This is a genomic window from Bradyrhizobium sp. Ken51 (genome assembly GCF_055807435.1).
On the sequence record NZ_JBVVPB010000013.1, the window covers coordinates 75,827 to 100,552 of the forward strand.

A 24,726-nucleotide genomic window follows, 5' to 3' on the forward strand; every position below is an offset into this window, starting at 1 on the left:
AATCATAACCGAATCGCGAAGAGGATTCACGACTTCGTGGCGGGGGCCGTTAATTCAAACGCGCCCGATCCGATTCAACTTGATCAATCCAGTCCTCGTTCGTGGCTGAGCCGCACCATCTCCTGTACGAAGACCTGCTTTTGCTTGTCATCGAGGCTCGAATAGAGGGGCTCGGCGGCGTCGGCGACATTGCGTTGGTCGGCAGCGCGGTCGATGAGGAATTGGGCCTCGTTGCGCATCTGCTCGACGATGTCGTCGGGCGGATCCCGCTTGGCGCGCGCAACCCGCAGGTTGAGCCGCTCGGCACCGTTATGCCCGAGGTAGTGCATGGCGCTCGAGAAGCCGTACCAGTGCTTCTCCTGGTCAGGCGTGAGGTTCAGTTCGGCCTTGATCCGCTCGATGTAGGAGTCGCTGTTGGTGACGATCTGGTCGGCGGTCAATTGCGGCGCGCCGGTCTGGGTGAGGACCGTGACATCCTTGTCCTGCGGCGCGTTCTTCGCCTCCTTGCTCGCCTTGGCGCCCTTGCCTGACTTGGCGCTCTTGGCGTCCTTGTCCTTGCCGGCACCCTGCTTGGCGTCCTTGGCAGCGTCCTTGCTCGAGTCCTTGCTCGGATCTTTGGCGGCAGGCGCCTGATTGCCATTATTGCCAACGCCGAGCACGCCGGTGAAGACACCGACCACACCGCCGATCGCGCCGCCGAGCACGCCGCCGACCGGACCAGCCGCCTTGTTCCCCGCCGCGGCTCCTTCCTGAACCCCCTTGACCAGGCCTTGAGCGTTCGCCACCGCGGCTGCGCCGAGCAACATCACGAGAACGGACCCCAGCGCGAACCATCGTCGCAGGTTAAGCCGCGCGGGAGGCGCCGGGTTGATCATTCTGGTCTCCATCTCGATTTGTCGGGCTGTTGGGGGTGAGAACCCCTCGCCAGTTGCAACTCTATCGTTTTCACCGCTTCGAGGTCTAGCCGCCGCAAATGCTATCCACGCCCGAAAAGTGTTTGGCGCGAGGCGCTTATGCAGGCTTATTCGAAACTGCGGCGTATTTGCGCATGTATCGCCCGGGCGGACGGCGCAAAGTGTGCGTCGCAAAACGGCCGAGCGTGGTTCATGGCCCGCGCACGACCATCGAGCGCACTGCCGCGTTCCCGGACACAACGTTAGTTCTAGGCGCAAGCCGTTCGGCTTTCTCGACAGACGCCATCAATCATGATCTGATCGCGCTACCAATTTGCCTTCGAAGCCGACGGCATCAATAAGAAACGTCGAACAAGAAACTTTCAAAAACAAAATCAAAAGTAGAACTCGGAAGAGTTCAGAGGAAACGCCAGAACAATAAAACACCCAAGCGAGGAAACGAGATGTCACGCAAGACACTGACGCGACGTCAATTTGTGGCTGCCACTGCAATGTCCTCTGCGGCGCTGATCACGGCGCCCTATGTCCGGGGCGCCTACGCCGCCGGTAAGCTCTCGATCGGCTTCTGGGACCACTGGGTGCCGGGCGCCAACAAGGCCTCCACCGACCTCGTCAACGAATGGGCGGCGAAGGAGAAGGTCGAGGTCTCCATCGACTACATCACCAGCAACAACAAGAAGCTCGAACTGACCGTCGCCGCCGAGGCGCAGGCGAAATCCGGTCACGACATTCTCCAGATGCCGACCTGGTGGCCGCACGCCTATGCGGACCAGCTCGAGTCGGTCAGCGACATCATGGAGCCGATCATCAAGCAGAACGGCGAGGTGAACGGCACGACCAAATATCTCGGCCAGGCCGGCGGCAAATGGCTTGCCGTCCCTGCCACCGTCGGCAGCCAGATCAAGGGCCCCTGCTCGCGCATCGACCTGATGAAGAAGCATGCCGGCATCGACGTTCAGGAGATGTATCCGGCCGGTGGCGTGCCCAAGGACGAGAACTGGACGATGGACGCCTTTCTCAAGGCCGCCGAAGCCTGCAACAAGGCCGGCGTCCCGTTCGGGATCGGACTCGGCGAGACCACCGACAGCGTCGATACCGCTGGCGCGATCTTCCAGTCGTTCGGCGCCGAGCTCGTCAACGCCAAGGGCGACATCACCGTAAAGACTGACGCCGTGCGTCAGGCTCTCGAATTCTACAAGAAATTGATCGCGGTGCTTCCGGCGGATGCGGCCTCCTGGGATGATGCGTCCAACAACAAATGGCTGATCTCAGGCCGCGGTGCACTGATCCTGAATCCGCCGAGCTCATGGGCCGTCGCCAAACGCGACGCACCACAAGTCGCCGAGCAATGCTGGACGCACGGCATGCCGGCCGGTCCGAAGGGCCGTTTTGCACCCTTCCTGCCGTATTTCTGGGGCGTCTGGGCGTTCGGCAAGAACAAGGAAGCCGCCAAGAGCCTGCTGACCCATCTGTCGCAACCGTCATCGATCGAAAAGTTCGTCGCGGCGAGCGGCGGCTACGATCTCCCGGCTTTCGCGAACATGACGAAGCTGAAGACGTGGGCTGAGGAAGGGCCGCCGAAGGGCACGCTCTATAGCTATCCCGACCCACATGGCCGCCAGACGATGTCGATCGCGGCCTCGCCGGCGCCGCCGAAGATCGCACAGCAGATCTACTCCCAGGCGACGCTGACCAAACTGGTGCTGCGTTACGCACGGGGCGAGACCATCGAGCAGGCGCTCGCCTGGGCCGAGGGCGAGTGCGAAGGCTTCATGCGGAGCTGATGCCGGGCATGTGCCGTGGCGGTTCACGCGTTCGCGCGTGAGCCGTCCGGGATTCACCCTTTCCATCGCCTTCCAAGGGATGCCGACCGATGCGGGCGGCTTCCCTTTCTAACGTCCCGTAAGAAAGTCTGACCATGGCCGATGTCGTCGTTCAGCAAGCTCGCTCCGTCCGTGCCGCGAGCCCGCGCAAACGGGCGAGCCTCAAAAATGCACTCCGGCGGAAGTCGACGATGGCGTTCTTCCTGACGCTGCCGCTGATTCTCCTGATCGCGCTGTTCGTGCTCTATCCTGCCTTCTACTCGATGCATCTCGCCACGCTGAACAAGTCGATGCAGAAGTTCGTCGGCTTGAGCAATTTCACCTTCCTGTTCAAGCGCGACACCTTCTGGATGGTGGTGAGGCAATCCTGCATCTTCGCCCTCACCGCGGTGTTCTTCAAAGCGCTGATGGGCTTCATTGTCGCTCATTTCGTCCACAACCTTCCGGCCAAGGGCCAGCGCAAGTGGCGCGGCATGCTGCTGGTGCCCTGGGTGATCCCGCCGGCGATGAGCACCCTGGCCTGGCTGTGGCTGTTCGATCCCTCCTACAGCGCCTTCAACTACACGCTGTCGTTCTTCGGTGTCGGCCCGATTCCCTGGCTTGGCGACACCTTCTGGGCCCGTTTCTCCGTCATTCTCGTCAACGTCTGGTACGGCGCACCGTTCTTCATGATCATGTATCTGGCCGCGCTTAAATCGGTGCCGGACCAGCTCTACGAGGCTGCCGCCATTGACGGCGCCAATTGGTGGCAGAAGATCTGGCACATCACCCTGCCGATGATGCGCAACATCATCGCCATCACGACGCTGTTCTCGTTGATCGTCACCTTCGCCAATTTCGACATCGTGCGCATCCTGACCTCGGGCGGCCCGTTGGATTCGACGCATCTGTTCGCCACCTGGGCCTTCCAAGTCGGAATCCAGAGCAGCGATATTCCGCTCGGCGCATGCGTCTCGCTGTTCATGGTACCGATCCTCGCAGTCGCGGCGATCTTCATCCTGCGCGATGTCAACAAACGTGGGAACGAAGCCTGATGAGCACGCTTGCAATCGACAAGGGCGGTCCCACGCGCAAGGTCAAGTACCGGAGCATGAGCCGGGATCGGACCTGGGCGCTGCGCTGGTCCTACTTCTTCCTGGTGCTGTTCGCGATTTTTTCGCTCGTCCCGCCGATCTACATGCTGATCACTTCCCTCAAGAGCAGCGCGGAGATTTCGGCGGCGACCAATCCCTGGTGGGTATTTCATCCCACCCTGGCGAACTACGTCGAGCTGTTGACGTCGAACCAGTTTTTGCGCTTCTTCTGGAATTCGGCGGTCGTCTCCATCGTCGTTGTGTGCGTCACCATGCTGATCAGCATTCCTGCGGCCTTCGCGCTGGCAAGGATGAAGTTCTGGGGCTCGACGACGCTCGCGACCGGTGTTTTTCTGACCTACCTGGTTCCGGACAGCCTGTTGTTCATTCCGCTGTTCAAAATGCTCGCAGCGGTCCAGGACATCACCGGCATCACGCTCCTCAACCGATGGTACGTGCTGCTGTTCATCTATCCGACGCTGACCGTGCCGTTCTGCACCTGGATCATGATCGGTTATTTCGCCTCGATCCCGAAGGAGCTGGACGAGGCGGCTCTCATCGACGGCGCCTCATGGCTCCAGACCCTGACGCGGATTTTCATCCCCGTCGCCCTGCCCGGCCTGATCGCGGCGACCATCTTCGCCTTCACTGTCTCATGGGCGCAGTTCCTCTATCCCCTGGTGTTCACGACATCCATCGACCAGCTCGTGCTGCCGGTCGGCATCACCACCACGCTGATCAAGGGCGACGTCTTCAATTGGGGTCAGATCATGACCGGCGCGCTGCTGGGCGCGGCCCCGCCGCTGATCATCTACGCCTTCCTGATGGACTATTACATTGCCGGCCTGACCGCCGGCGCGACAAAGGGTTGATGTCTTATGGCTGAAGTTGCGTTGCGGAAGGTCGTCAAGCGTTACGATGAGGTCGAGGCGGTGCGCGGCATCGATCTCGACATCTCGGACCATGAGTTCATCGTGCTGGTGGGGCCATCGGGCTGCGGCAAGTCGACGACATTGCGGATGATCGCGGGACTCGAGGACATCACCGACGGTGACATCATGATCGGCGGGGACGTCGTCAACGACGTGCCGCCGAAGGACCGCGACATTGCGATGGTGTTTCAGAACTACGCGCTCTATCCGCACATGACCGTCGCGGAGAACATGTCGTTCGGGTTGCGGCTCAAGCACTATCCCAAAGCCGAAATCAAGGCGCGGGTGACCGAGGCCGCCCGCCTCCTCGACATCACCGACCTGATCGACCGCAAGCCGAAGCAGCTCTCCGGCGGTCAGCGCCAGCGCGTCGCCATGGGGCGGGCGATCGTGCGCAACCCAAAAGTCTTCCTGTTCGACGAGCCGCTATCCAATCTGGACGCCAAGCTGCGCGTGCAGATGCGGATCGAGATCAAGAAGGTGCACCAGAAGGTGCGTACCACGACGGTCTACGTCACCCACGACCAGGTCGAGGCGATGACGCTGGCAGATCGCGTGGTGGTGATGAACAAGGGCCGCATCGAGCAGATCGGCACCCCGAACGAGCTCTACCACAAGCCGGCGACGCGCTTCGTCGCGGGCTTCATCGGCTCACCGGCGATGAACTTCATTCCGTGCCGGCTCGAGGACGTCGGCGGCAAGCTCAACATCCGCCTGACGGACCGCATCTCGTTCCCGTTGCCGTCGGCCCGCGCCGCCCGTTACAGCGCGCTGCCCCGAGCCGAAAACCTGTTGCTCGGCATCCGTCCCGAACATCTCACGGAATCGCATGCCCATCTGGAGCCGGGAGTCGAGACCTTCGACACTGTGCTTGATGTCACCGAGCCAATGGGAATGGAGACGCTGGTCTATTTCGGCCTGGAAGGCACGCCAATTTGCGGCCGTGTCGATCCCAATGCGGGCGCCAAGGACGGCGGCCCCATGCGTTTGGCGATGGACCTCAACAATATGCACCTGCTAAACGAGGCGACCGGCGTCGTATTGTGACGACCGGTCGGGAAACTCGCGCAGGTAGGAACGATGTCGACCAACAAGAAGAAAATCTTTGTCACGCAAACTTTGTCGCAAGGGGCGCGCGCCCTCCTCACCCAGCGAGATGACATCGAGCTCATCGAGTTTCCGAACCTGATCTCCGCTAGGGATTTCGAGGCCTTGCTGAAGAGCCACGCGCCGGTCCATGGCGTGGCGCTCGGCGCCACCGCTTTCGGCGAGACCGAGCTCGAAGCCTCAAAGGATATGAAGGTGGTGACCCGGATCGGCGTCGGCTACGACGCCGTCGACGTTCCCGCCCTCTCCCGCCGCAAGGTGCCGCTGATGGTCGCGGGCAGCGCGAACTCGCCCTCCGTCGCCGAGCAGGCGCTGTTCATGATGCTGACACTGGCCAAACGCGCGCAGGAGATGCACGCCTGCGTCAAGGACGGCAAATGGGCCGACCGCCTCGGCATGCTGCCGTTCGATCTCTACGGCAAGACCGTCCTCATCATCGGCTTCGGCCGCATCGGCACCCGCACCGCCAAGCGCTGCCTGGCGATGGACATGAATGTGCAGGTCTATGATCCCTACAAGGGAGTCGCAGAGATCAAGGCGGCAGGCTGCGAGCCGGTCGCCGATCTCGATGCCGCGCTGCCACACGCCGATTTCGTCACCATCCACTGCCCGAAGACGCCGGAGACTGTCGGCCTGTTCGACGCGGCGCGGATCGGACGGATGAAGCCGAAATCCTACCTCATCAACACCGCGCGCGGCGGCATCGTGAAGGAGGCGGCGCTGTACGACGCACTGGTCTCGGGCAAGCTCGCCGGTGCCGGCATCGACGTGTTCGAGGTCGAGCCGCCGCCGGTCAGCAACGCGCTGTTCGCGCTGCCCAACGTCATCATGGCCCCGCATGTTGCGGGCGTCACGGTCGAGGCGGTGAGCCGGATGAGCGAGCAGACCGCGCGAAACATTCTGAGTGTGCTGGACGGCGATCCCATCCGGCAGAACATCATCAATCAGGATGTCCTGGGCTGAGTATTTCCAGGGCGGCCCGGCCGCCCCCCGCCTTCGGAACGCCAGAATGAGTCCCATTTTGGTGCAGATCGAGCCCTCACTCAGCCTTAATCAAACCCGCGTAATAGGTCCGGCCGCGGCGGCAATGGGACAGACTTGCCGGCCGCGTCGAGCTGGAGGATGGACCCTTGTCAGAGATCGACCCGACCGACCACGCGTTGGCAACCATCGCCAGCATCCTGGAGCACCCTGAACCCGTCCTCGTCGTGCGCGAGACCGAGACCGTGCGCGAGACCGAAACCGTGACCGTGACCGAAATGGTGGTTGCTGGTGAGCATGGGGTCGCCGACGAGCACCCGTTAGTCGACGAGCACCCGATGGTCGATGAGCATCCCGTCGTCGAGGAGCAGCCGCTGGTGCCGGAGCACACCGATGCCGACGGCTACAGCAAGGTCGGGCCCGGGCCGATGGTGGCGATCCGTCTGAAATGGACGGTCCATCGCGGCGATGACGGCCAGTTCTACGTCCACGAGACCATCGGCGAGCAGTCCGTGCCCGTGGTCAGCGGCCCGATGACCGGCGAAGCCGCAGTGCATTTCGTCGACGCGCACGAGGACGAGGCACATCGGCGCTTCGAAGAGCTGCGCAGCGAGATCGCTGGCCGCAGCTCGCTCGCCGATTACGAGCGCAAGGGCGAAGCCTAGCGCGCTTTCGAACGAAGTGGATGCCGGTTCGGCCTATCGTCGTCCGAGATAATCCTTCTTCACGAGCTCGACGCCTGCGTGCCGCAACAGGTCGTAGGCGGTCGTGACGTGAAAGAAGAACTGCGGGACGCTGAAGGTCAGCAGCAGCGTCCGCCCGGTGAAGGGCAACTCGGTCCCGTTCTTCAGCCTGAAGAAGACATTCCGTTCCGCCGCAGCATTGATCTCCGCGCGCGGCAGGCCTTCGATGAACTCGATTGACGTCGCGATGCGGGCCTGGAGTCCGGCCATGTCGTGCTCCAGCATCGGCAGCATCACCGGCTCGCGGTCGGCCAGCAAGGCCGCGGCGACCGTGGCATGGCGGCAGGCCTCGCCGATCTGTTGCGCCAGATCGTACATGTCGGGCGCAATGCGCATGCCGAGCAGGACGGCTGGATTGAACTTCCGGGCTTCGGCATAGGCTAAGCCCTTGTCGAGCAGTGCGGACAGGTTGCGCAGATACGGCACGAAGACGCCAACCGAGGCGTCATGCATCGAGATCGTCACTTCAGAATTCCCTTCAATTCCGCCTCGCCAGCGACGGGCATCTGGTCTAAATCCAAGCCTCAAGACAGGCATCGAGAGCTGCACAATGACAGCTCGGGCATGGGTGGAAAAGAGATGATCGTTCGAATGACCAGTCGAATTTTGGCGACTTTGGCCGTGGTCCTGCTGGCAAACGTTTCGGCCCACGCGCAGCCGGCGGCGCCGTCCCGCCTCGACGAGATCGTCAAGCGCGGCACTTTGCGCGTCGGCATGACAGGCGACTACAAGCCCTTCACCTATCTCGACAAGACGACGCAGCAGTTCAACGGCTTCGACGTCGACATGGCGGAGGCGCTCGGCAAAGCGCTCGGCGTCAAGGTCGAATTCGTGCCGACGGCATGGCCGAAGCTGATGAAGGATTTCGAGGCCGACCAGTTCGACATCGCCATGGGCGGCGTCTCGGTCACGCTCGACCGGCAGAAGAAGGGTTTCTTCTCCACGCCGATCATGCGCGAGGGCAAGACGCCGATCGCGCGCTGTGCCGACGTCGCCAAATACCAGAGCATCACCGACATCGACAAGAAGGGCACCCGCGTGATCGTCAATCCCGGCGGCACCAACGAGCGCTTCGCGCGTGCCAACATCAAGGAAGCCGACATCACGGTCTTCCCGGACAACACCGTGATCTTCGACGAGATCGCCAAGGGCAATGCCGACCTGATGATGACGGACGCCTCCGAGACGCGCTACCAGCAGAAGCAGCATCAAGGCGTGCTCTGCGCGGTGCACCCCGACAAGCCGTTCGACTTCTCCGAGAAGGCCTATTGGCTCCAGCGCGACATGGCGCTGAAGGCGTTCGTCGATCAATGGCTGCACATTTCCATGCAGGACGGCAGCTACAAGAAGATCTACGCCGCCTGGTTCGATTAGGGACCGCGTCCTCCTGTCGCTTGCCCCGGCCAAACTTTGGACCGGCTGCGGTGTTATTGAACCCGAAACCGCCGGACCACGACTCATACGGTGACAGTGATCTAGATCACTTTTTGCGATCGAACCGGGGCGTAGCGTCGGTCCGGGGACCACCTGTTTCAGGAGACGCGAAATGAGGAAGCTGTTGGCCACGGCCGCATTCCTTCTGGCGAGCACCGCTGCGCAGGCGCAGTACACCTTCGACTATGGCGGGCGTACTATCCGCATCGATCCCGACCGCGGCACGGTGCAAATCCCGGGCGTCTACGACAACACCGGCCAGGGCAAGGCGAAGAAAACCAAGAACGATGCCAAGGGGGCTCCAAAAGCGGACCCGCAGGCACCGCAACAAGCCAAGGCTGACCCGCAGGCCCCCGCCAATCCGGCGCCGGCCCCGGCACCTGTCACGGCGCCGCCGGCGGCCGAGCAAGCCCCCGTCCAAGCCCCCATCCAAGCTCCCGTGGCCGTCGCGCCTCCTGCCCCGCCGCCGCCTCCGGCCGCCACGGCCAACAATGCTCCGGCCGAAGACGCGCTAGTGCCGCCGCCTCAGCCGACCCCGAGTGCTGCCCCGACCGTGGCGGCAGTCCCGCCCGCACCGCCTCCGCCGCCCGCCCCGACGGTCGCAGCAGCGCCTCCGGCTCCGCCTCCCGTTCCGGCACCTGCGCCCGCCCCCGTTCAGTCGGCTGCCGTCGCGCCACCGGCTCCCGCAACCGCGCCTACGCGCGATCTCAATTCACCGCTCGGCGTCTGGCTCACCGAGGAGAAGGAGGGCAAGGTCCGGATCGAGCAATGCGGCAGCAATCTCTGCGGCTACTCGGTCGATTCGAAATCGAACCAGAATGGTGAGCAGGTTCTGATCAACATGAAGCCCGGCAAGGACCAGAACAAGGACCAGAAATGGTCCGGCCGCATCCTCGATCCGAACTCCGGCTCGACCTACGATTCAACCATCGCGCTGAAGGGCACCGATCGCCTGCGCGTACAGGGCTGCGCCTTCGGCGGCATGTTCTGCGGCGGCCAGACCTGGACGCGGGTGAACTGAAGGTCCTGTCACGCGCGCGTGACACGGTGGGATTGAGCGTTACCCTGCGCCAGCGGGCAACGAGGATTGCCGCTGCGCCTGTGCTTGCCCGGCAAAGACACAGCGTCGGACCCGATCGCTGAAATTCAGGCCGTTTCTGTGAACTAGTTAATACTAGGACGGCCGCGATCGCCTCTAGCTTAGGTTGAACGACGAAATTCCGCGGTCAAAAGTCGCCTTGGCGCCTCTGATCCCGCCGATGCGCTCAGACCGACAGCCCTCGAATTTTTGTGCCGGCTCAAGCACCTTATCGTTTCGCTCCACAGTTGCGTTAGCGAGGTTGTTATGGAGGAACTCCGTGCAGCGCCATCGCTCATCTCAGGTGACTGGGACCAGGATTACTTGAAAACTGAGCAAGGTATCCGGCGCCATGTGATCGGCGCGCTCAGGAGCAGGCAGAACGGCCTGAAGACCGCGCTCAAGCCCCTCGTCGACGAGCTGGCCCGAATGCTCGTTTCGGAGTTTGGTCTGGCCGCCGAAGCCGTCGACAAGATCCTTCAATCGCAAACCACGCTCCTGAGTGTGCTTTCCGATCGGTACGACGCGCTCGATGAGGCCGCGCATCACAGCGACATCCCGTTCGTCGAACTGGCAGGCGATGGCCGCATCGTCTATGCGAATGCGGCGTTCGACAAGCTCGTTCCCGACGGCCGCAACGCTCCGTTTCCCCGGCTATTCGGGTCCCGTGCGGCCGACGTGGGCGCAGCCCTCAAGGCAAACCACAACACAAGCCTGCGCGTAGACATCCGGACCAATAAGTTGATCCGCCAGGTCAGGGTCGAGATCGGCCCGCTGCGCGACGAAGACGGGCAGCAAGGCAATTATGCCCTCCTCCTGGATCAGAGCGCCGAACGGAGCCGCCTTGACGCCTTGCAGGACGGCGTGCTCAGGACCGATCGGGCGGGCAAGATCCGGTTCGCAAACGAGCGAGCCGTGCAGATTCTCGGGTTCGCCGAGGCGGCTCTCAAGGAGATGTCGCTGTCCGATGTCTTCGCGCCCGACGACGAAGGCACGACGAGCCGGTTTGACGAATGGATCGGCACACAAACGGGATTTACGGATTTCGTGCGGCTTCGCCCGATGGATGGCCGTTCCGTTCTGGCGAGAGTCAGTGCAGCGCCGTACATGGAGGAACAGAATAGCTCGACCGGGCTGTTGTTGTTGTTCGCTCCCCTCAACGAGGATTTGGCGCGCCAGCAGCTGAAGACCGTTCTTGCCGAGCACGCAGACCCGCAAGAGATCATCGAGGCCATGCTGCGGGTCGTCGAAAAGGTCATTCCGTTCGAGATGTCTGCATTCGGGGTCTACAACGACCTCAGCGACCATTGGCGAGCGCTCACCGTCTTTCCTAAACCTCGCTGGGAGTGGAGTACACGCTGGTTCAAGGTAACGGCCGATGTGATTCAATGGCTCGAACAGGGCAAGACGTGGAATAACGACCTGAGCAAATTCGTCGAGCAGCTCAACCCGGAGGAAAAGGACAACCCCGTCAGCAAGGCGATCCTCTCCGACGATTTCAAATCGATGGTTGTGTTGCCGATTCGGAAGGCGGGCGGCCGGTTCGGAAGCTCGCTGGCTCTCATGTCCCGTAACCACAAATATACGGCCGCCGACCTCCGGACCCTGCAGAATCTCGGAGTCGAGGAAATCCTGCAGGCTGCGGACGCGGCCATCGAGCACGCTCAGGCGCGCGCCTTGCGCGAGCTCAAGGACAATTTGAACAAGGCGCCCAGCGCCCGCACCATTGCCACACTGCTGGCGACCGGCACGACACAATGCTTCGGCTGGGAGTACGTCGGTGTATTCCGGGTGGACCGCGCCCGTGGCAAGTTCGTGCTGGTCGCCGAGCACGTCAAGAACGACCGAAACCTGCTCGTGAAGTCCGCCGCCCAAAAGTCCGAATACATCCAGGACCTATCCAGCGGAATGCTCGGCAGCTGTCTCGTCCAGCGGTCCATTCTTGTCGTTCCAGACATCAGCGATTCCAAGCGGAACTACGGCTTCATTCAGACCGCGCCGGATCAGCGATCCGCGATGACCGTCCCCCTCTTCGTGAATGGCAAGATCGAGATGATCCTCGATATGGAATCTTCGGAATCCAACGCCTTTCTCGGACCCGATCGCGAAGCGGCCCGCGGACTCGCCGCCGACTGCGAGCAGATTTTTGCGGCGCGCTGGCACGAAGCGATCGAGCTGGCGCTTATGAACAGGATTGAGCAGGCGGCGGTCATCGTCGACGCGGTCGGCAAGATCTGTCACATGAATGTCGCGGCCGAGAGCATTTTTGGTCAGGCACGAGACCGCGAACTCGTGTCGTTCGGGGCACGAGACGAAGATATCGAGGAACTGTCGCAATCTGGTATCCAGCACCGACTTCACATCCACCTGACGATCGGCGAGGCACCGCGCACCGAGGTGACCACCCTTGCAAACCGCGAGCCGTTGAATGACGACTATGGCCACCACCTATGGCTGTTCACGAGCCTCGCCGATCAAAGCCGAGAGAGCGACTGGGGATATCTGGAGGAGACGGTCACGGCTGTTGCGCGCGAGACCCGGGCTCCCCTGCTCATGGCCGATGGTTTGTTGCGCAGCGCCCAGTCCCTTCTAAGCAAACCCGAACTGATGAGAAATTGCGCCAACATGCTGGAGCAGGCGGCCAATCATCTCCTGAAGGCTGATCTCACCTTCGAACGTCTGTCCGAACGTTTGACCGTGCAGCAGACGCCGCAGGAGGCACCGACCTCGTTCAACGTATTGGAAGCGCTCTATCACGAGATCGAGGGCCTTCCCGTCGACGATCGTGACGCGATCGATATAGAGGGCGACATCACGGACGAAGCTCGTCTGATCGTCAGCGGCTGGCTGGAGCGATTGAGCTTCGCATTTCGTTCGGCGCTCAGCTCGCTTCTTTCGCTCCGCGTCGCCCCGACCGATCGGCTCACCGTGACCATCGCGGAACGACCACCGCATCGTCTGTTCGTATCCATGCGCATCCCTGCGGTCACCGCGCAGCCGCTGGATCCGTCGGCCGCCGATCTGATCGAGCGGAGTCAGTCCCGGGCTCGGCAAATGGCCAGCGTCGCCGTAGAGGCGATACAGAAAGCCGTCGAGCAGCATGACGGGAGCTTGACCGAACTGGACGGCATGGGATTCGAATTCGACTTGCCATTATGTGCGCAGGAGGCATCAGCATGACCGCAAGGATAGCGATAGCCACGGCCGAACCGGGCATGTTCGAAACACTGCGCACGCATCTGCTCGCGGCAGGCGTCGATCCCGAGAACCTGCACGACAAGCAGCTGATGACTACGGACCAGACCAACGAGTGGCTCATTGCGAACGACACCGAGTTGCTCGTCCTCGATGCCGGATTGCCGATGGACCCGCGCGTCCATCGCGACACGCGAACGACAGTCGCCGCGCAGGATTTGCTCAGCACCGTCGTGCAGGCCCGAGACCCTCACACGTCCGTCCTCGTCATCGCTCCGTCGTTCGGGGCCTGCCCTGATCTCGAGCAGGAGTGCAGCAGAGCCGACAACGCTCTGATCCTGCCAATGGACGCCCTGCAGCTCCACCGGCATCGAATCCTCAGGCCGTTCATTGCGATGCTGACCGGGCATCCCGATGAGAAGGGCGCCATTCCTGGCGCGTTCCGGGTGATCGAAACGGAAATCCATAGCGCCAAGGTAGAATGCCGTCTCGGAACCGGCGACGACGGCTCGCCAATGCTGCGCTGGAACACAGTCAGCGATCTGGATGATCTGAAGTCTGCCGCCCGGGATTATGGGCGGGACGAGATACCCCAGGACCGCGCGGATGCGGGTCACTGGATCGGCACCAGCCTGCCCAAGAACTGGCTCGCCCAGACGCGGGGTGTCGGAACACGGCTGTTCAAGAGCTTCGTCGTCAAGGCGATCGGCGAGCACCTGTTTTCGCAGATCGAGAGGGCGGCCGGTGGGCTGGCAGGACTGTCGTTCCGCTTCGTGATCAACGATGCCGGATATTATCCTGTCCCCTTCGAGGCGAGCGTGCGGTATCTCGCTGAAGAGAACGGGCCATTCGTGCTTCTTCATGCCCCGATCGTCCGACGCGTGCCGTCGGTTATTCGGCTGCAGAGAGGGGCGAGAGCCGAGCGCGGGCGCATCGAGCCAGGCTCGAGGCTCATGTTCGTTCGCTCGCAGGTCGGCGAGCACCCAGACCGCAAGCTCGAACGGGTGATCTGTGACGGCAAGACGTTCGACAAGCTCGGCAATATCGACGTTGAACTCCGATACCTGAAGGAATTGGCCGCCACAGGGTGCTTCGAGCTGGAGGTTGTCGACCTCTCCGGCACTCCCGGCAATGAGGCCGTGCCCCATTTGCTGCAGCGGCTTGCTCATTTTCGGCCGTCGATCCTCCACTACGCCGGCCATGCCTGGAGTGACGGCCAGAAAACCGTGTCTCTCGTCCTTCCCGGCACAAGGCCGGAAGAAGCGATCGGGCTGAAGCTCGACAGAATGGTCGCATCCGAAGGTCTTTCGTCGACCACGCTGGTCTATCTCTCCGCTTGCCGCGGCATCTCCAGGGGCAGCGTGCAACAGCTGGTGATGAACGGAATCCCCTATGCCTTGGGATTCCGCTGGAACGTGGAGGATGACCGCGCGCCTCATTTCGCCAAGGCGTTCTACAGCGAACTGCATGAAACGCGGTCCGTTTGCCTTGCGTTCCGGAAGGCATGCCGAGCTTCTTGGGAGCGTCTCGCCGACGACGAGGACAGCCCGATCTGGCTTTCGCCCATCTTGCTCGCGCAGTCGACGGATTGGGCAACACGCTGCAATTGAGCCGAGATCGGATCCTGTCATGACTGTCTGGACCACATTCAAGAACACTGTCGAACATTGGGCGAGCCGCGAATTGAAGCGTCCCTATGTCGGCTATGTGCCCGCTTCTGGCGACAACGCGATTTCGACGGGAGCAGCCTTCGTTCCCGAAGCAAGCTACTTCGGACTCCGCATGGTCGAGATGGGACTGAGCGAAGGCGGCAAATTCTTCAGTTCGTTCCTGCCGCTTGGCGTCGTCCTGACGGAGTTCAGCTTTGGCGACGGCCGGCAGCGCAGGCCGACGATCTTGAGCAATGACGAGATCGCCGCCCAACTCAAGTCCGCGGGGGCGGCTGCTCCGGGCTATATCGAGTTCAGGAATATCTACGCCGTCAGGCGCGCGCCCATGAAGGAAGACAATCTGTCCCTGTTCGTGGGCCTGTTCCGCCTGCCCTACCATGACGTCGCCCAGCAAATCCTGCAACTTGCGGCCGACCTGACGACGCAGACCGGGCTGGTGCCCGGCGTGTCGGAGGGCGTGCGTGTCGCAGAAAAAGTCTACGACCGCGTCGCTGGCTTGTTCGGACTCAACATCGTCACGCCACTGTTGTCCTATGCGGACGGAAACGCGCTCGGCCGCAGCGGCTATCTCCTGGTCGCAGGCCCCGAACTCGACGAGGCCGCGGCAAAGCGATTGGTCGTCACCGACGACCAGCTGTTGTCGGACGGCAAGCGTGTCGCCGGATTGAACTACTGTCTGCTCGCCGTCGAGTTTACGGGCACTCTGTTCGCCGACGGACCGGACACGATCAATCCGCTGACGCAGCTGGGCTTCCATCGGCGCTGGCAAGACGTCGCACGCGTCGTCATGATGCGAGATTTCGACCGTGCAGAGGAGCAGATGCTGGCGTTGCGCTCCGAGGTCATCACGTCGCCGGAATTGGCTGAAAACGATCGCCTCATCGCCATCGGCGCCTACCAAACGAGCTTCGACAAGCTCGTCGAACGAATGACGCCGAAAAACGCCCACCGCGGCTCACGGGGACCTCTCTTGAACGGAGCCCTCGGCAAAAGCGCAACGCCGGCCGTGGCGCAGGTTCTGGGAGGGATGCAGCTCAGCCTCCTCTCCGGCGTCACCGGAGCCCCGGACGATCCGGACAGACTTTTCGCATCCGAGGCGTCCGAATTGAGGAAAACGATCGCCAAGGTGGCGCGGGTCGATGCCAACTCCGCCGTTGCGCTAGCGCGCGTGCTCGATCGCACTTCGACGTCAAAATGACCGTTTATGGCAGGCCCGTCCGGGCTTGAAGCCGAGCAAACCCATTCCGACACCCCGGAACACTGCTCCGGTGAGGTGCGTGACGCCCCTCACATCGTCCGCCCGCCGCGTCTGTCATGGTGCCCCCGGATCAACCCAAGGGGCGTGTCATGAACGGATTTCGCAAGGGTCTCTTCGTCACCATTGTCGCCATCGCCTTCCCGCTGACGCAGGCAGGCGCGGCCACCTCCACCTTTGACGGCGCATGGAATGTCCGCATCTCGTCATCGAGCGAGACCTGCGGCAACGGCGCAACGGTCGCGATCGGGATCAGCAACGGCCAGATCGCATCGAGCAGCGCCGTGGTGTCCGCGTCGGGCCGCGTCGCGGACGCCGGCAGCATCAACGTCACCTTGAGCACCGGCATCAAGCGCGCCGTCGGCTTCGGCCGGCTCAGCGGCACCTCTGGCTCCGGCACGTGGCGCGGCAGCATGTGCAAGGGCACGTGGACGGCGGAGCGGATGTAAGTGCTCTTGTCCCGGACGCGGTGCAGCGTGCAACGCTGCTCCGCAGAGCCGGGACCAAGCATTCTTCGTGGGTCCCAAATCGCTGAGTCCCGGATCGGCGCCGCATCGCCTTGCGGCGACGCGTCTTGTCCGGAACACGAGACGCTAGCCGACCGGAGCCCCATACTCGACGTCGGTCACCGGCTCCAACCAGGTCGAGAACACGCCGTCGAGCGCTTCCTGCATGGCGATGTGGGTCATGCCGTTGGTCGGCGACCCGCCGTGCCAGTGCAGCTCGCCCGGTGGAATCCAGACGGTGTCGCCCGGACGGATTTCGATGACAGGCCCGCCCTTGGTCTGGACCCGCCCGACCCCCGAAATCACATAGAGCGTCTGCCCAAGCGGATGGTGATGCCAGTTGGTGCGCGCACCCGGCTCGAACGAGACGCGCGAGCAGTTCAGCCGCGCCGGCGCGGGCGCCATGATGACGGGGTCCTGCCAGACCGTGCCGGTGAAGTGTTCCCCGGGCGCACGACGGGTCGGCCGCGTGCCTGCAACAGTGATCTCCATTGGATTTACCTCACTTCTTTCCCGGTCACTTCTTGCTTGCGGCGTAGCGCGCCTTGGTCTCGGCGTTCATGGGATAGAGGCCCGGGAGCACCGCGCCATTGTTCACCTCGTTGACGATCCAGGCTTCCATCCGCTCCTGCTCGACACCCTCGTTGAGCACGTGCTCGAGCATCGCCTGCGGGATCAGCACGCAGCCGTCCTGGTCGGCGACCACGATGTCGTTCGGGAAGACCGCAACGCCGCCGCAGCCGATCGGCTCGCCCCAGCCGACGAAGGTCAGACCGGCAACTGACGGCGGCGCGGCATAGCCGTCGCACCAGACCGGCAGATTAGTGCCGAGCACGCCCTCCACGTCACGCACGACTCCATCGGTTACGAGTGCGGTGACGCCGCGCTTCATCATGCGCGCGCACAGGATGTCGCCGAAGATGCCGGCGTCGGTAATGCCCATGGCGTCGACCACGGCGACGCAGCCCTCCGGCATCGCCTCGATCGCGGTGCGGGTCGAGATCGGCGACGACCAGGATTCCGGCGTCGCCAGATCCTCGCGCGCCGGCACGAAGCGCAGCGTGAAGGCCGGTCCCACCAGGCGCGGCAGACCCGGGCGCAGCGGACGCGCGCCGCGCATCCAGATGTTGCGCAGGCCCTTCTTCAGCAGGACCGTTGTGATGGTGGCAGTGGTGATGCCGGCGAGGGTCTTGCGGGCTTCGGGGGACAGCGACATGGAAACAGACGAGCTCCGGATGGGCGGGAAAGAACGCGCGCATCTTGCGGGGTGCGGGCCTTGCGTCAAGGGCCAACAAGCTACCAATCATGCAGGGCCGCAGCGCTGTTATGCGTCGCGATAACAAGGCATTATCGTCTCCCCCTGCATTAATTTATTGGACTTGCGGGCGCATTTACGCGAAGCAGGAACAAGCGGACCTCAAGGCCGAGCCCGCGTATCTCCAGAAGCCCGATTTCGACAGCCCATGTCCGCGACGCTTCCCCCGCCCCGCCTTCTGCCCAGTGGCGACAGCGCCGTCACGGTCGAGTTCAGCCGTACCATTGACGACGACGCCAACCAGCGCGTGCTGGCGCTCGACAAGGCGCTCGCGGCAAGCGCGATCGATGCCATCACCGAGTCCGTGCCGACTTATCGCTCGCTGCTGGTGCATTACGACCCGGGCAAGATCGGCTTCGACGCGCTCGGCGAAAAGCTGCTCGCGCTCGCCAGCCAGCCGCTGCCGCCGGCCACCAAAGCGCGCCGCTGGCGTATTCCCGTCGCCTATGGCGGCGAGCACGGCATCGACCTCGAGGACGTCGCGAAGGCGCTGAATACCACACCCGACGACATCGTCGCGCGTCACGTCGCCGGCGACTACAAGGTTGCCATGATCGGCTTCACGCCGGGGTGGTCCTATCTCAGCGGCCTCGACAAATCCCTGCAGATGTCGCGGCGGCAGAATCCGCGGCTGCTGACGCCTGCCGGCACGATCTCAATCGGCGGCATCCAGGCCGGAATCCAGTGCCTGGCAGCGCCGAGCGGCTGGCACCTGCTCGGCCGCACTCCAGTGCGGACCTATCAGCTCCACCGCAATCCGACCTTCCTCACCGAACCCGGCGATCGCGTGACGTTTTTCGCCATCGACCACAAGACGTTCGAGGAACAGGACCGCGCCGCCGAAGCCGGCGAGATCATTGCCGAGCAGGTGGTCGCATGAGCCGGCTCGTGATCGCCAGCATCGGGCCTGCAAGCTCGGTCCAGGACGGCGGACGCCATGGAGCGCAGCGCTATGGCCTGACGGTCAGCGGCGCGATGGACCGCCTCTCGCTCGCGGCAGCGAACACGCTTGTCGGCAACGAACCGTTCGCAGCCGTTGTCGAGGTCGGCCCGTTCGGCGCCTCGTTCACCGCGCGCGACGGTGCCGTGCGCGTCGCCATTTCAGGCGCGCCGCGCAATGCGGAAATTGCCGGCAGTCCGGTCGCCATGGACACATCGGTGACGCTGAAGGACGGCGAGACGCTGACGCTGGGTTTTGCCCGCGGCGGGGCGTTCACTTATCTGGCGATCGAAGGCGGGATCAAGGGCGAGCCGGTGTTCGGCAGCCTTGCGGTCAACGCCCGTGCCGGTCTCGGCAGCCCCTACCCGCGCCCGCTGCAGGCCGGCGACGAATTCACCGTCGATGCCGCAAGCGGTGCACCGGACCTGCGCATCGAACTGCCGAAGCCATCGAGCGGTCCGATCCGCGTCCTGCTGGGACCGCAGGACGACGAGTTCGACGACGCCAACAAGGCGCTGTTCCTCGACAGCGAGTGGAAGATCTCGGCGACCTCCGATCGCATGGGCTACCGGCTCGAGGGCCCCGCGATCAAGCATCTGCATGGCCACAACATCGTCTCCGACGGCACGGTCAACGGCAGCATCCAGGTGCCCGGCAACGGCGCGCCGATCGCGCTGATGATGGATCGCGGCACCTCCGGCGGCTACCCGAAGATTGCGACCGTGATCACGGCCGATGTCGGCCGTCTCGCGCAAACCTCGGCAGGAACCGCGTTCCGCTTCAAGGCGGTCAGCATGGCCGAGGCGCAGGACGAGGCGAGAAAATTCGCGCAGCTGATCCGCAACCTGCCCGATCGCCTGCGCTCCGCCGACACCGTCGCGCTCAACATCGAAGCGCTCAGCGATGCCAACGTCGCGGGCTATGCTGTCAGTGCCGTCGACGCCCGGACCTGGCAGGTTGCGGCCGAGCCGTAAACGACAAGACGACCAGAGATGGAGAGCACCCCATGAAGACGATCGATCTCAATTGCGATCTCGGCGAAGGTTTTGGCGCGTGGGAGATGGGCAACGATGCCGCCATGATCGAACTGGCGAGCTCGGTCAATGTCGCCTGCGGCTTCCACGCCGGCGATCCCGATATCATGCGCCGGACGGTCGAGCTGGCGAAGGCGCGCGGCGTCTCGGTCGGCGCGCATCCTGGCTATCGCGACCTGCACGGCTTCGGCCGCCATCCTATCGCGGGCCTGAAAGCCTCCGAGATCGAGAACCTCGTCGTCTACCAGATCGGCGCCCTGCAGGCGATCGCGACCGCGGCCGGCCACAAGGTGACGCACGTGAAGGCGCATGGCGCGCTCTCCAATGTCGCCTGCGAGGACGACATGACCGCGAAGGCGATCGCCGCCGGCATCAAGGCGGTCGATCAGAGCCTGATCTTCGTCGTGCTCGCCAATTCGAAGCTGGTGAAGGCCGGCGAAGCCGCCAATCTGCCGATGGTGCACGAGGTGTTCGCCGACCGCGCCTATGAGGACGATGGCAATCTCGTCTCGCGCAAGAAGCCGGGTGCGGTGCTGCATGACGCTAAGGCGATCGCCGACCGCGTGGTGCGCATGGTACAGGACGGCGCGGTGGTCTCGGTCACAGGCAAGGTCATCAAGATGCGCACCGACACGGTGTGCATCCACGGTGATACGCCGGGCGCCGTCGACATCGCGCGCGGTTTGCGGCAGGCCTTGAAGGATGCAGGGATCGAGGTCGCGCCGTTCAAGCGCGGGGCGTGATCAGAACGGGTGCACCGACAGCGTGCCGAACACGATCGCGGCGATAACCGCGAAGGCGCTGTACATCGCGGCATGATGCACGCTCGCCCCGGTCCGCCGCGAGAGCGAACGCGCGTAGAAGTGCAGCCGGGCTTCCGCCGATAGTTCGCGCATGGTCGATCTCCAACGCCCCATATGCGGGATTATGAGGGATCAACCGGGGTGGCGGGCAAGAGACCCGCGGAAATAGCGATGCGGGTTCTCTGAAAACCCCGCATCGCAGGACCAAATTCTACCCGCCCGCAGGTTCCGAGAATCTTATTCGTTCAAATCCGAGCCAGTTGGAACCGGCTCGGATGACGGTGGGATGACAGCTAGTAGACGTCAGCCTGGAAGCGGCCCGTCTTCTTGAGCTCGGCGACAAAACTGACGGCTTCGTCGGTCGAACGCGCCCCGAACTGGGCGACGATATCGACCAGCGCGCGCTCGACGTCCTTGGCCATGCGCTTGGCATCGCCGCAGATGTAGAGATGCGCCCCCTCGGCAAGCCACGTCCATAGCTCGCGGCCGACCTCGCGCATGCGGTCCTGCACGTAGAACTTCTTCTCGCCGTCGCGCGACCATGCCAGCGACATGCGCGTGAGCAGGCCCGAGGTCTTCATCGCGTTGAGCTCCTCCTGGTAGAAGAAGTCGCAATCGCTGCGCTGGTGGCCGAAGAACAGCCAGTTCTTGCCGGGCGCACCGGTCGCCTTGCGGTCGAACAGGAAGGCACGGAACGGCGCAATGCCGGTGCCGGGGCCGATCATGATGATCGGCGTCTTCGGATCCTGCGGCAGGCCGAAATTGTGCGCCTTCTGCACATAGACCTTGAGCTTCTCGCCCTCGGCGATGCGCTCGCCGAGGAAGGTCGAGGCGACGCCGATGCGCTTGCGTTTGCCGATCACGTAGCGCACGGAATCGACCGTCAGCGAAAGCTTCCCAGGCGTCGCATTGTGCGAGGACGAGATCGAATAGAGCCGCGGCTGCAGCGGCTCAAGCGCCTCGACGAAGGCTTCAGGATGCGGCCGCGTACCCGAAAACTTCTGCAGCGCAGCCATGACGTCGAGCGCGGCGGCGTCGCCATCGGGATCCTCGCCTTGCGCCAGTGCCCGTGCCCTCTCGCGCTGCGCGCCGCCGGTGATGAAGGAGAGCAGTTCGAACAGCGTGTCGGGCGCCGGCGAGAGCGAAACGTCGTCGATCAGCACCTCACGCAGCGTCTTGCCGTTGACCTTCGTCGTGTGGGAGGCACCGAGCAACGCGATGACCTGGTCGACGAGGCCGAGCTCGTTGCGGGCGAACACGCCAAAACTGTCACCGACGACATAGTCGAGCTTGCTCTCGGAAAGATCGAACTCGACGTGATAGGTTTCCTTCTCCGACTTTCCCTTGTTGAGAAGACGGCGCGACAGGAAGGTCGCCGCAACAGGATTGTCGCGCGAGCGGCCGGGCTCGGCGATCGTCACGGTCACGGCGGGGGCCGCCACCGCGTCGACCTTGTCGGACGCCTTGTCGCCAGCCTTGGCCGCCGGCGCCTTGTCCAGCTCTTCGTGCAGCGACTTCAGCATCCGCGCGGTTTCCTTGCCGCCGGGGACGCAGAGGTTGAGCCGCGCTTCACTGCGGCTCGCGATCGCCTCCGAATAGTCGTGGCAATTGTAGCCGCACTGCCCGCAATCCTGCTGCGCCATCGCCGCCATCATCTTGCGCCGCACGGGACGGCCTTCGGCGAGCTTCATCCGATCGGCGATCGGCATGGTCTGGTCGTGCCAAGGCGCTTCACCGTCGTCACCATCACCGGCTTGCATGACCGCGGCGCCCTGCTCGGCCGACAGCGGCGCGGCCGCGTCAGGCGACAGCAGCCCGGCAAAGAAGCCGTTCAGCCAGGAGCGTTGGGCGTCGGAGAACGGGGCGCTCGTGGGAATGATGTCGATTTTCGGCGGAGGGCTGATCTGGTTCATGAAGACACCTCGGCATCGGCAAGCTTGCGCAGCGTCTCGCCGTCGTGGCGGCGCGCAAAGGACAGGAAGGTTTCGTCGGAAGACGAGCGATGGGCGATATAGGCCTTGAGCAGTCCTTCGACTGTCTTCGGCGCGTCCTCGGCCTTGAGGTCGTGATAGACCTCCTGCCCGACGTCGGCGTCAGGACCGAACCCGCCGCCGGTGAAGAGATGATAGCCCTCGACCGTGTCCTCCTCGTTGACAGGCACGCGCGCCCCGATCAGGCCGATGTCGCTGATGTAATGCTGGGCACAGGAATGGTGGCAGCCGGTGACGTGGATGTTGACCGGCTTGTCCATCTCGACGCGCGGCTCGCACCAGTCGCCGATCTCGGCGGCGTGGCGCTTGGTGTTGGAGGCGGCGAAGCGGCAACCGGCATTGCCGGTGCACGCGATCAGGCCGGCGCGGATGTGCGAAGCCTCGACCGCAAGCCCGATCTGCTTGATCGCCGCGATGGCAAGCTCGACATTCTCGTCGCGCACCCCTGATATCAGCAGGTTCTGCCAGACGGTCAGACGGATCTCGCCGTCGCCGAGGTCCCGCGCCACCTTGGCGAGGCCCCGCATCTGATCGCTGCTGATCTTGCCGAGCGTCAGCGACACGCCGATCCAGTTCAAGCCGTCCTGCTTCTGCTTGTGCACGCCGATATGCGCCATGCGGTCCGCGGCCGGCCGCGGCGCAAACGCCTCTTCCGGCACGCGCGTGAATGGTGTCTTCAGCCGTTCCTCGACGATCTTGAGAAAGCCGTCATGGCCCATGGCGTCGAGCACGTATTTCAGCCGCGCCTTGTTGCGGTTGGTGCGGTCGCCGTGCTCGATGAACACGCGCACGATGGCGTCGGCAACGGCGGTGGCGTCTTCAGGCTTGACGACGATGCCGGAATATTTGGCAAAGTCCTTGTGGCCGGTGATGCCACCGAGGCCGAGGCGGAACCAGATCCCGGGCTCGACGCCGAAGCCGTCCTGCACCTCATATGCCGTGAAGGCGATATCATTGGTCTCCTCGAGCACGGCGATCCTGCCGGCGCCGTCGAAGGCGACGTTGAACTTGCGCGGCAAGCCATACAGCGAGCGATCGTTCAGGATGTGGTAGTGCCACTCGCGCGCATAAGGCCGCGTGTCGATCAGCTCCTGCGGGTCGATGCCCGCCGTCGGCGTTCCCGTCACGTTGCGGATGTTGTCGGCGCCGGAGCCGCGCGAGCACAGGCCTAAGTCCTGAATGCCTTCGATCAGCTTCACGGCGTTCTTCGGCGGGATCTCGCGAAGCTGCAGATTGGCGCGAGTCGTGACGTGGCTGTAGGGCCCGCACGTTTCATCGGCGAGATCGGCAAGGCCGGCCAGCTGCCAGTGCTTCATGATGCCGTTCGGAATGCGCAGACGGCACATGTAGGAGTCCTGCGTCGGCGCGACGTAGAAGATGCCGTAATAGCGCCAGCGGAAATTGTCCGCCGGACTCGGCGGCGTATTGTCGAGCGCCTGCTGGCGGAGACGCGGATAGGCATCGAAGGGATGCTCGTCGCGCTTGACCTTCTCCTGGTCGGCGAGCTTCTTGCCCGCCGCGATGACCTTGTCCTGCGCCTTGATGTGCACGGCATCGGGACCGGTGGGCTCGGCGTTCGCCTTGCCGGCGCCGCCGCCAAGACCGCGACCGACGCGACTGATCTGCAGACCGGTCGTGAAGCCTTCGAGGTAGCGTTTCTGGTCGTCGGTAAAGTCGACTGAGACGGTGTCGATTTTCATGGTCAGTAACGAAGCTCCTGCGGCCACCTGAGTGGTATCGACGGAAAGTGCACGACCCGCGAGGAGCTCGGCTGGCTCGAGAGCCGGCTGCGCACCCAACGGTCCGATCAGCTTCGTTGCTGGGGACTGGCGCAGCAGGCATCTGTGACAGGCTGGCCGCACTGCAACATTCAATTTGCGTGCCAGCTTTGACGAAATGAAAATGTGTCTAGTATCAAGCAGCTAAGAGCAC

The 24,726-nt window shown here is 63.4% G+C and carries 22 protein-coding genes; 15 read left to right on the forward strand and 7 right to left on the reverse strand.

Features of this window, described 5'->3' with window-relative positions; genetic code table 11:
- Window positions 1–83 precede the first annotated feature (83 nt).
- Window positions 84–875: a Spy/CpxP family protein refolding chaperone gene (locus AC0L27_RS22015; protein ID WP_354210013.1), complete on the reverse strand. Its 792-nt coding sequence runs from the start codon at window positions 873–875 to the stop codon at window positions 84–86.
- Between the two features lie 482 nt (window positions 876–1,357).
- On the opposite strand from AC0L27_RS22015, the gene AC0L27_RS22020 reads away from it, so the two are divergent.
- From AC0L27_RS22020 to AC0L27_RS22045, 6 genes are all read left to right on the forward strand, one after another.
- Window positions 1,358–2,698, forward strand: coding sequence for an ABC transporter substrate-binding protein (locus tag AC0L27_RS22020; protein WP_354059404.1), 1,341 nt, complete (start codon window positions 1,358–1,360; stop codon window positions 2,696–2,698).
- Window positions 2,699–2,832: 134 nt separating this feature from the next.
- Complete coding sequence (locus AC0L27_RS22025) at window positions 2,833–3,771, forward strand: carbohydrate ABC transporter permease (RefSeq protein ID WP_275171099.1); 939 nt, start codon at window positions 2,833–2,835, stop codon at window positions 3,769–3,771.
- Window positions 3,771–4,682 (forward strand): carbohydrate ABC transporter permease, encoded by a 912-nt coding sequence (locus tag AC0L27_RS22030; RefSeq protein WP_027517994.1) that lies wholly within the window; start codon window positions 3,771–3,773, stop codon window positions 4,680–4,682. Before AC0L27_RS22025 ends, AC0L27_RS22030 begins: the two co-directional genes overlap by 1 nt.
- 6 nt (window positions 4,683–4,688) lie before the next feature.
- Window positions 4,689–5,789, forward strand: a complete 1,101-nt coding sequence (locus AC0L27_RS22035; RefSeq protein WP_354210015.1) for an ABC transporter ATP-binding protein — start codon at window positions 4,689–4,691, stop codon at window positions 5,787–5,789.
- Window positions 5,790–5,822: 33 nt separating this feature from the next.
- Window positions 5,823–6,812, forward strand: coding sequence for a hydroxyacid dehydrogenase (locus AC0L27_RS22040; protein WP_275171101.1), 990 nt, complete (start codon window positions 5,823–5,825; stop codon window positions 6,810–6,812).
- 167 nt (window positions 6,813–6,979) lie between these two features.
- Complete coding sequence (locus AC0L27_RS22045; protein WP_275171102.1) at window positions 6,980–7,495, forward strand: hypothetical protein; 516 nt, start codon at window positions 6,980–6,982, stop codon at window positions 7,493–7,495.
- Window positions 7,496–7,528: 33 nt separating this feature from the next.
- Here AC0L27_RS22045 and AC0L27_RS22050 read toward each other — a convergent pair whose 3' ends face one another.
- On the reverse strand, window positions 7,529–8,026 hold the full coding sequence (locus AC0L27_RS22050) for a DUF1993 domain-containing protein (RefSeq protein WP_354210104.1): 498 nt from the start codon (window positions 8,024–8,026) through the stop codon (window positions 7,529–7,531).
- Window positions 8,027–8,164: 138 nt separating this feature from the next.
- On the opposite strand from AC0L27_RS22050, the gene AC0L27_RS22055 reads away from it, so the two are divergent.
- The 6 genes from AC0L27_RS22055 (at window position 8,165) to AC0L27_RS22080 (ending at window position 16,654) form a co-directional block, all read left to right on the forward strand.
- Window positions 8,165–8,947, forward strand: coding sequence for a transporter substrate-binding domain-containing protein (locus AC0L27_RS22055; protein ID WP_354210016.1), 783 nt, complete (start codon window positions 8,165–8,167; stop codon window positions 8,945–8,947).
- Between the two features lie 172 nt (window positions 8,948–9,119).
- A complete protein-coding gene (locus AC0L27_RS22060; protein ID WP_473320330.1) occupies window positions 9,120–10,028 on the forward strand; it encodes a DUF2147 domain-containing protein in 909 nt (302 codons plus the stop codon).
- 324 nt (window positions 10,029–10,352) lie between these two features.
- Window positions 10,353–13,265 (forward strand): PAS domain-containing protein, encoded by a 2,913-nt coding sequence (locus AC0L27_RS22065; protein ID WP_473320333.1) that lies wholly within the window; start codon window positions 10,353–10,355, stop codon window positions 13,263–13,265.
- 35 nt (window positions 13,266–13,300) lie between these two features.
- Window positions 13,301–14,890 (forward strand): CHAT domain-containing protein, encoded by a 1,590-nt coding sequence (locus tag AC0L27_RS22070; protein WP_354210019.1) that lies wholly within the window; start codon window positions 13,301–13,303, stop codon window positions 14,888–14,890.
- A 19-nt stretch (window positions 14,891–14,909) separates the two neighbouring features.
- Window positions 14,910–16,148 (forward strand): hypothetical protein, encoded by a 1,239-nt coding sequence (locus AC0L27_RS22075; RefSeq protein WP_354210020.1) that lies wholly within the window; start codon window positions 14,910–14,912, stop codon window positions 16,146–16,148.
- A gap of 149 nt (window positions 16,149–16,297) precedes the next feature.
- Window positions 16,298–16,654, forward strand: a complete 357-nt coding sequence (locus tag AC0L27_RS22080; RefSeq protein WP_354210021.1) for a hypothetical protein — start codon at window positions 16,298–16,300, stop codon at window positions 16,652–16,654.
- Window positions 16,655–16,798: 144 nt separating this feature from the next.
- On the opposite strand, the gene AC0L27_RS22085 is transcribed toward AC0L27_RS22080, so the two are convergent.
- Both AC0L27_RS22085 and AC0L27_RS22090 read right to left on the reverse strand, forming a co-directional pair.
- On the reverse strand, window positions 16,799–17,203 hold the full coding sequence (locus AC0L27_RS22085) for a (R)-mandelonitrile lyase (RefSeq protein ID WP_354210022.1): 405 nt from the start codon (window positions 17,201–17,203) through the stop codon (window positions 16,799–16,801).
- A gap of 25 nt (window positions 17,204–17,228) precedes the next feature.
- Window positions 17,229–17,927, reverse strand: a complete 699-nt coding sequence (locus tag AC0L27_RS22090) for a ribonuclease activity regulator RraA (RefSeq protein ID WP_354059388.1) — start codon at window positions 17,925–17,927, stop codon at window positions 17,229–17,231.
- Window positions 17,928–18,174: 247 nt separating this feature from the next.
- Between AC0L27_RS22090 and pxpB the strand changes: the two genes are divergently transcribed.
- Genes pxpB through AC0L27_RS22105 form a run of 3 tightly spaced genes read left to right on the forward strand, consistent with a single transcriptional unit; the run spans window position 18,175 to window position 20,743 of the window.
- Window positions 18,175–18,906, forward strand: a complete 732-nt coding sequence (gene pxpB, locus AC0L27_RS22095; protein WP_354059386.1) for a 5-oxoprolinase subunit PxpB — start codon at window positions 18,175–18,177, stop codon at window positions 18,904–18,906.
- Entirely contained in the window at window positions 18,903–19,940 is a 1,038-nt protein-coding gene (locus AC0L27_RS22100) for a 5-oxoprolinase subunit C family protein (RefSeq protein ID WP_354059384.1), read from the forward strand. Before pxpB ends, AC0L27_RS22100 begins: the two co-directional genes overlap by 4 nt.
- A gap of 32 nt (window positions 19,941–19,972) precedes the next feature.
- The gene (locus AC0L27_RS22105) at window positions 19,973–20,743 is read left to right on the forward strand and encodes a LamB/YcsF family protein (RefSeq protein WP_354210023.1); all 771 of its coding nucleotides are present in this window, start codon (window positions 19,973–19,975) and stop codon (window positions 20,741–20,743) included.
- Here the strand turns inward: AC0L27_RS22105 and AC0L27_RS22110 are convergent, their stop codons facing one another.
- The 3 genes from AC0L27_RS22110 to AC0L27_RS22120 all read right to left on the reverse strand — a co-directional run bounded on the left by AC0L27_RS22110 (window position 20,744) and on the right by AC0L27_RS22120 (window position 24,494).
- Window positions 20,744–20,896: a hypothetical protein gene (locus tag AC0L27_RS22110; RefSeq protein WP_007590908.1), complete on the reverse strand. Its 153-nt coding sequence runs from the start codon at window positions 20,894–20,896 to the stop codon at window positions 20,744–20,746.
- 200 nt (window positions 20,897–21,096) lie between these two features.
- Window positions 21,097–22,716 (reverse strand): sulfite reductase subunit alpha, encoded by a 1,620-nt coding sequence (locus tag AC0L27_RS22115; RefSeq protein ID WP_354210024.1) that lies wholly within the window; start codon window positions 22,714–22,716, stop codon window positions 21,097–21,099.
- Entirely contained in the window at window positions 22,713–24,494 is a 1,782-nt protein-coding gene (locus AC0L27_RS22120) for a NirA family protein (RefSeq protein ID WP_354059379.1), read from the reverse strand. Before AC0L27_RS22120 ends, AC0L27_RS22115 begins: the two co-directional genes overlap by 4 nt.
- Between the last annotated feature and the right edge of the window lie 232 nt (window positions 24,495–24,726).

Bases quoted from the DNA above. Each gene is read 5' to 3' on its own strand.
- AC0L27_RS22015 (WP_354210013.1), bottom strand. From the start codon at position 875: ATGATCAACCCGGCGCCTCCCGCGCGGCTTAACCTGCGACGATGGTTC.
- AC0L27_RS22020 (WP_354059404.1), top strand. From the start codon at position 1,358: ATGTCACGCAAGACACTGACGCGACGTCAATTTGTGGCTGCCACTGCA.
- AC0L27_RS22025 (WP_275171099.1), top strand. From the start codon at position 2,833: ATGGCCGATGTCGTCGTTCAGCAAGCTCGCTCCGTCCGTGCCGCGAGC.
- AC0L27_RS22030 (WP_027517994.1), top strand. From the start codon at position 3,771: ATGAGCACGCTTGCAATCGACAAGGGCGGTCCCACGCGCAAGGTCAAG.
- AC0L27_RS22035 (WP_354210015.1), top strand. From the start codon at position 4,689: ATGGCTGAAGTTGCGTTGCGGAAGGTCGTCAAGCGTTACGATGAGGTC.
- AC0L27_RS22040 (WP_275171101.1), top strand. From the start codon at position 5,823: ATGTCGACCAACAAGAAGAAAATCTTTGTCACGCAAACTTTGTCGCAA.
- AC0L27_RS22050 (WP_354210104.1), bottom strand. From the start codon at position 8,026: ATGCATGACGCCTCGGTTGGCGTCTTCGTGCCGTATCTGCGCAACCTG.
- AC0L27_RS22055 (WP_354210016.1), top strand. From the start codon at position 8,165: ATGACCAGTCGAATTTTGGCGACTTTGGCCGTGGTCCTGCTGGCAAAC.
- AC0L27_RS22060 (WP_473320330.1), top strand. From the start codon at position 9,120: ATGAGGAAGCTGTTGGCCACGGCCGCATTCCTTCTGGCGAGCACCGCT.
- AC0L27_RS22065 (WP_473320333.1), top strand. From the start codon at position 10,353: ATGGAGGAACTCCGTGCAGCGCCATCGCTCATCTCAGGTGACTGGGAC.
- AC0L27_RS22070 (WP_354210019.1), top strand. From the start codon at position 13,301: ATGTTCGAAACACTGCGCACGCATCTGCTCGCGGCAGGCGTCGATCCC.
- AC0L27_RS22075 (WP_354210020.1), top strand. From the start codon at position 14,910: ATGACTGTCTGGACCACATTCAAGAACACTGTCGAACATTGGGCGAGC.
- AC0L27_RS22080 (WP_354210021.1), top strand. From the start codon at position 16,298: ATGAACGGATTTCGCAAGGGTCTCTTCGTCACCATTGTCGCCATCGCC.
- AC0L27_RS22085 (WP_354210022.1), bottom strand. From the start codon at position 17,203: ATGGAGATCACTGTTGCAGGCACGCGGCCGACCCGTCGTGCGCCCGGG.
- AC0L27_RS22090 (WP_354059388.1), bottom strand. From the start codon at position 17,927: ATGTCGCTGTCCCCCGAAGCCCGCAAGACCCTCGCCGGCATCACCACT.
- pxpB (WP_354059386.1), top strand. From the start codon at position 18,175: ATGTCCGCGACGCTTCCCCCGCCCCGCCTTCTGCCCAGTGGCGACAGC.
- AC0L27_RS22100 (WP_354059384.1), top strand. From the start codon at position 18,903: ATGAGCCGGCTCGTGATCGCCAGCATCGGGCCTGCAAGCTCGGTCCAG.
- AC0L27_RS22105 (WP_354210023.1), top strand. From the start codon at position 19,973: ATGAAGACGATCGATCTCAATTGCGATCTCGGCGAAGGTTTTGGCGCG.
- AC0L27_RS22110 (WP_007590908.1), bottom strand. From the start codon at position 20,896: ATGCGCGAACTATCGGCGGAAGCCCGGCTGCACTTCTACGCGCGTTCG.
- AC0L27_RS22115 (WP_354210024.1), bottom strand. From the start codon at position 22,716: ATGAACCAGATCAGCCCTCCGCCGAAAATCGACATCATTCCCACGAGC.
- AC0L27_RS22120 (WP_354059379.1), bottom strand. From the start codon at position 24,494: ATGAAAATCGACACCGTCTCAGTCGACTTTACCGACGACCAGAAACGC.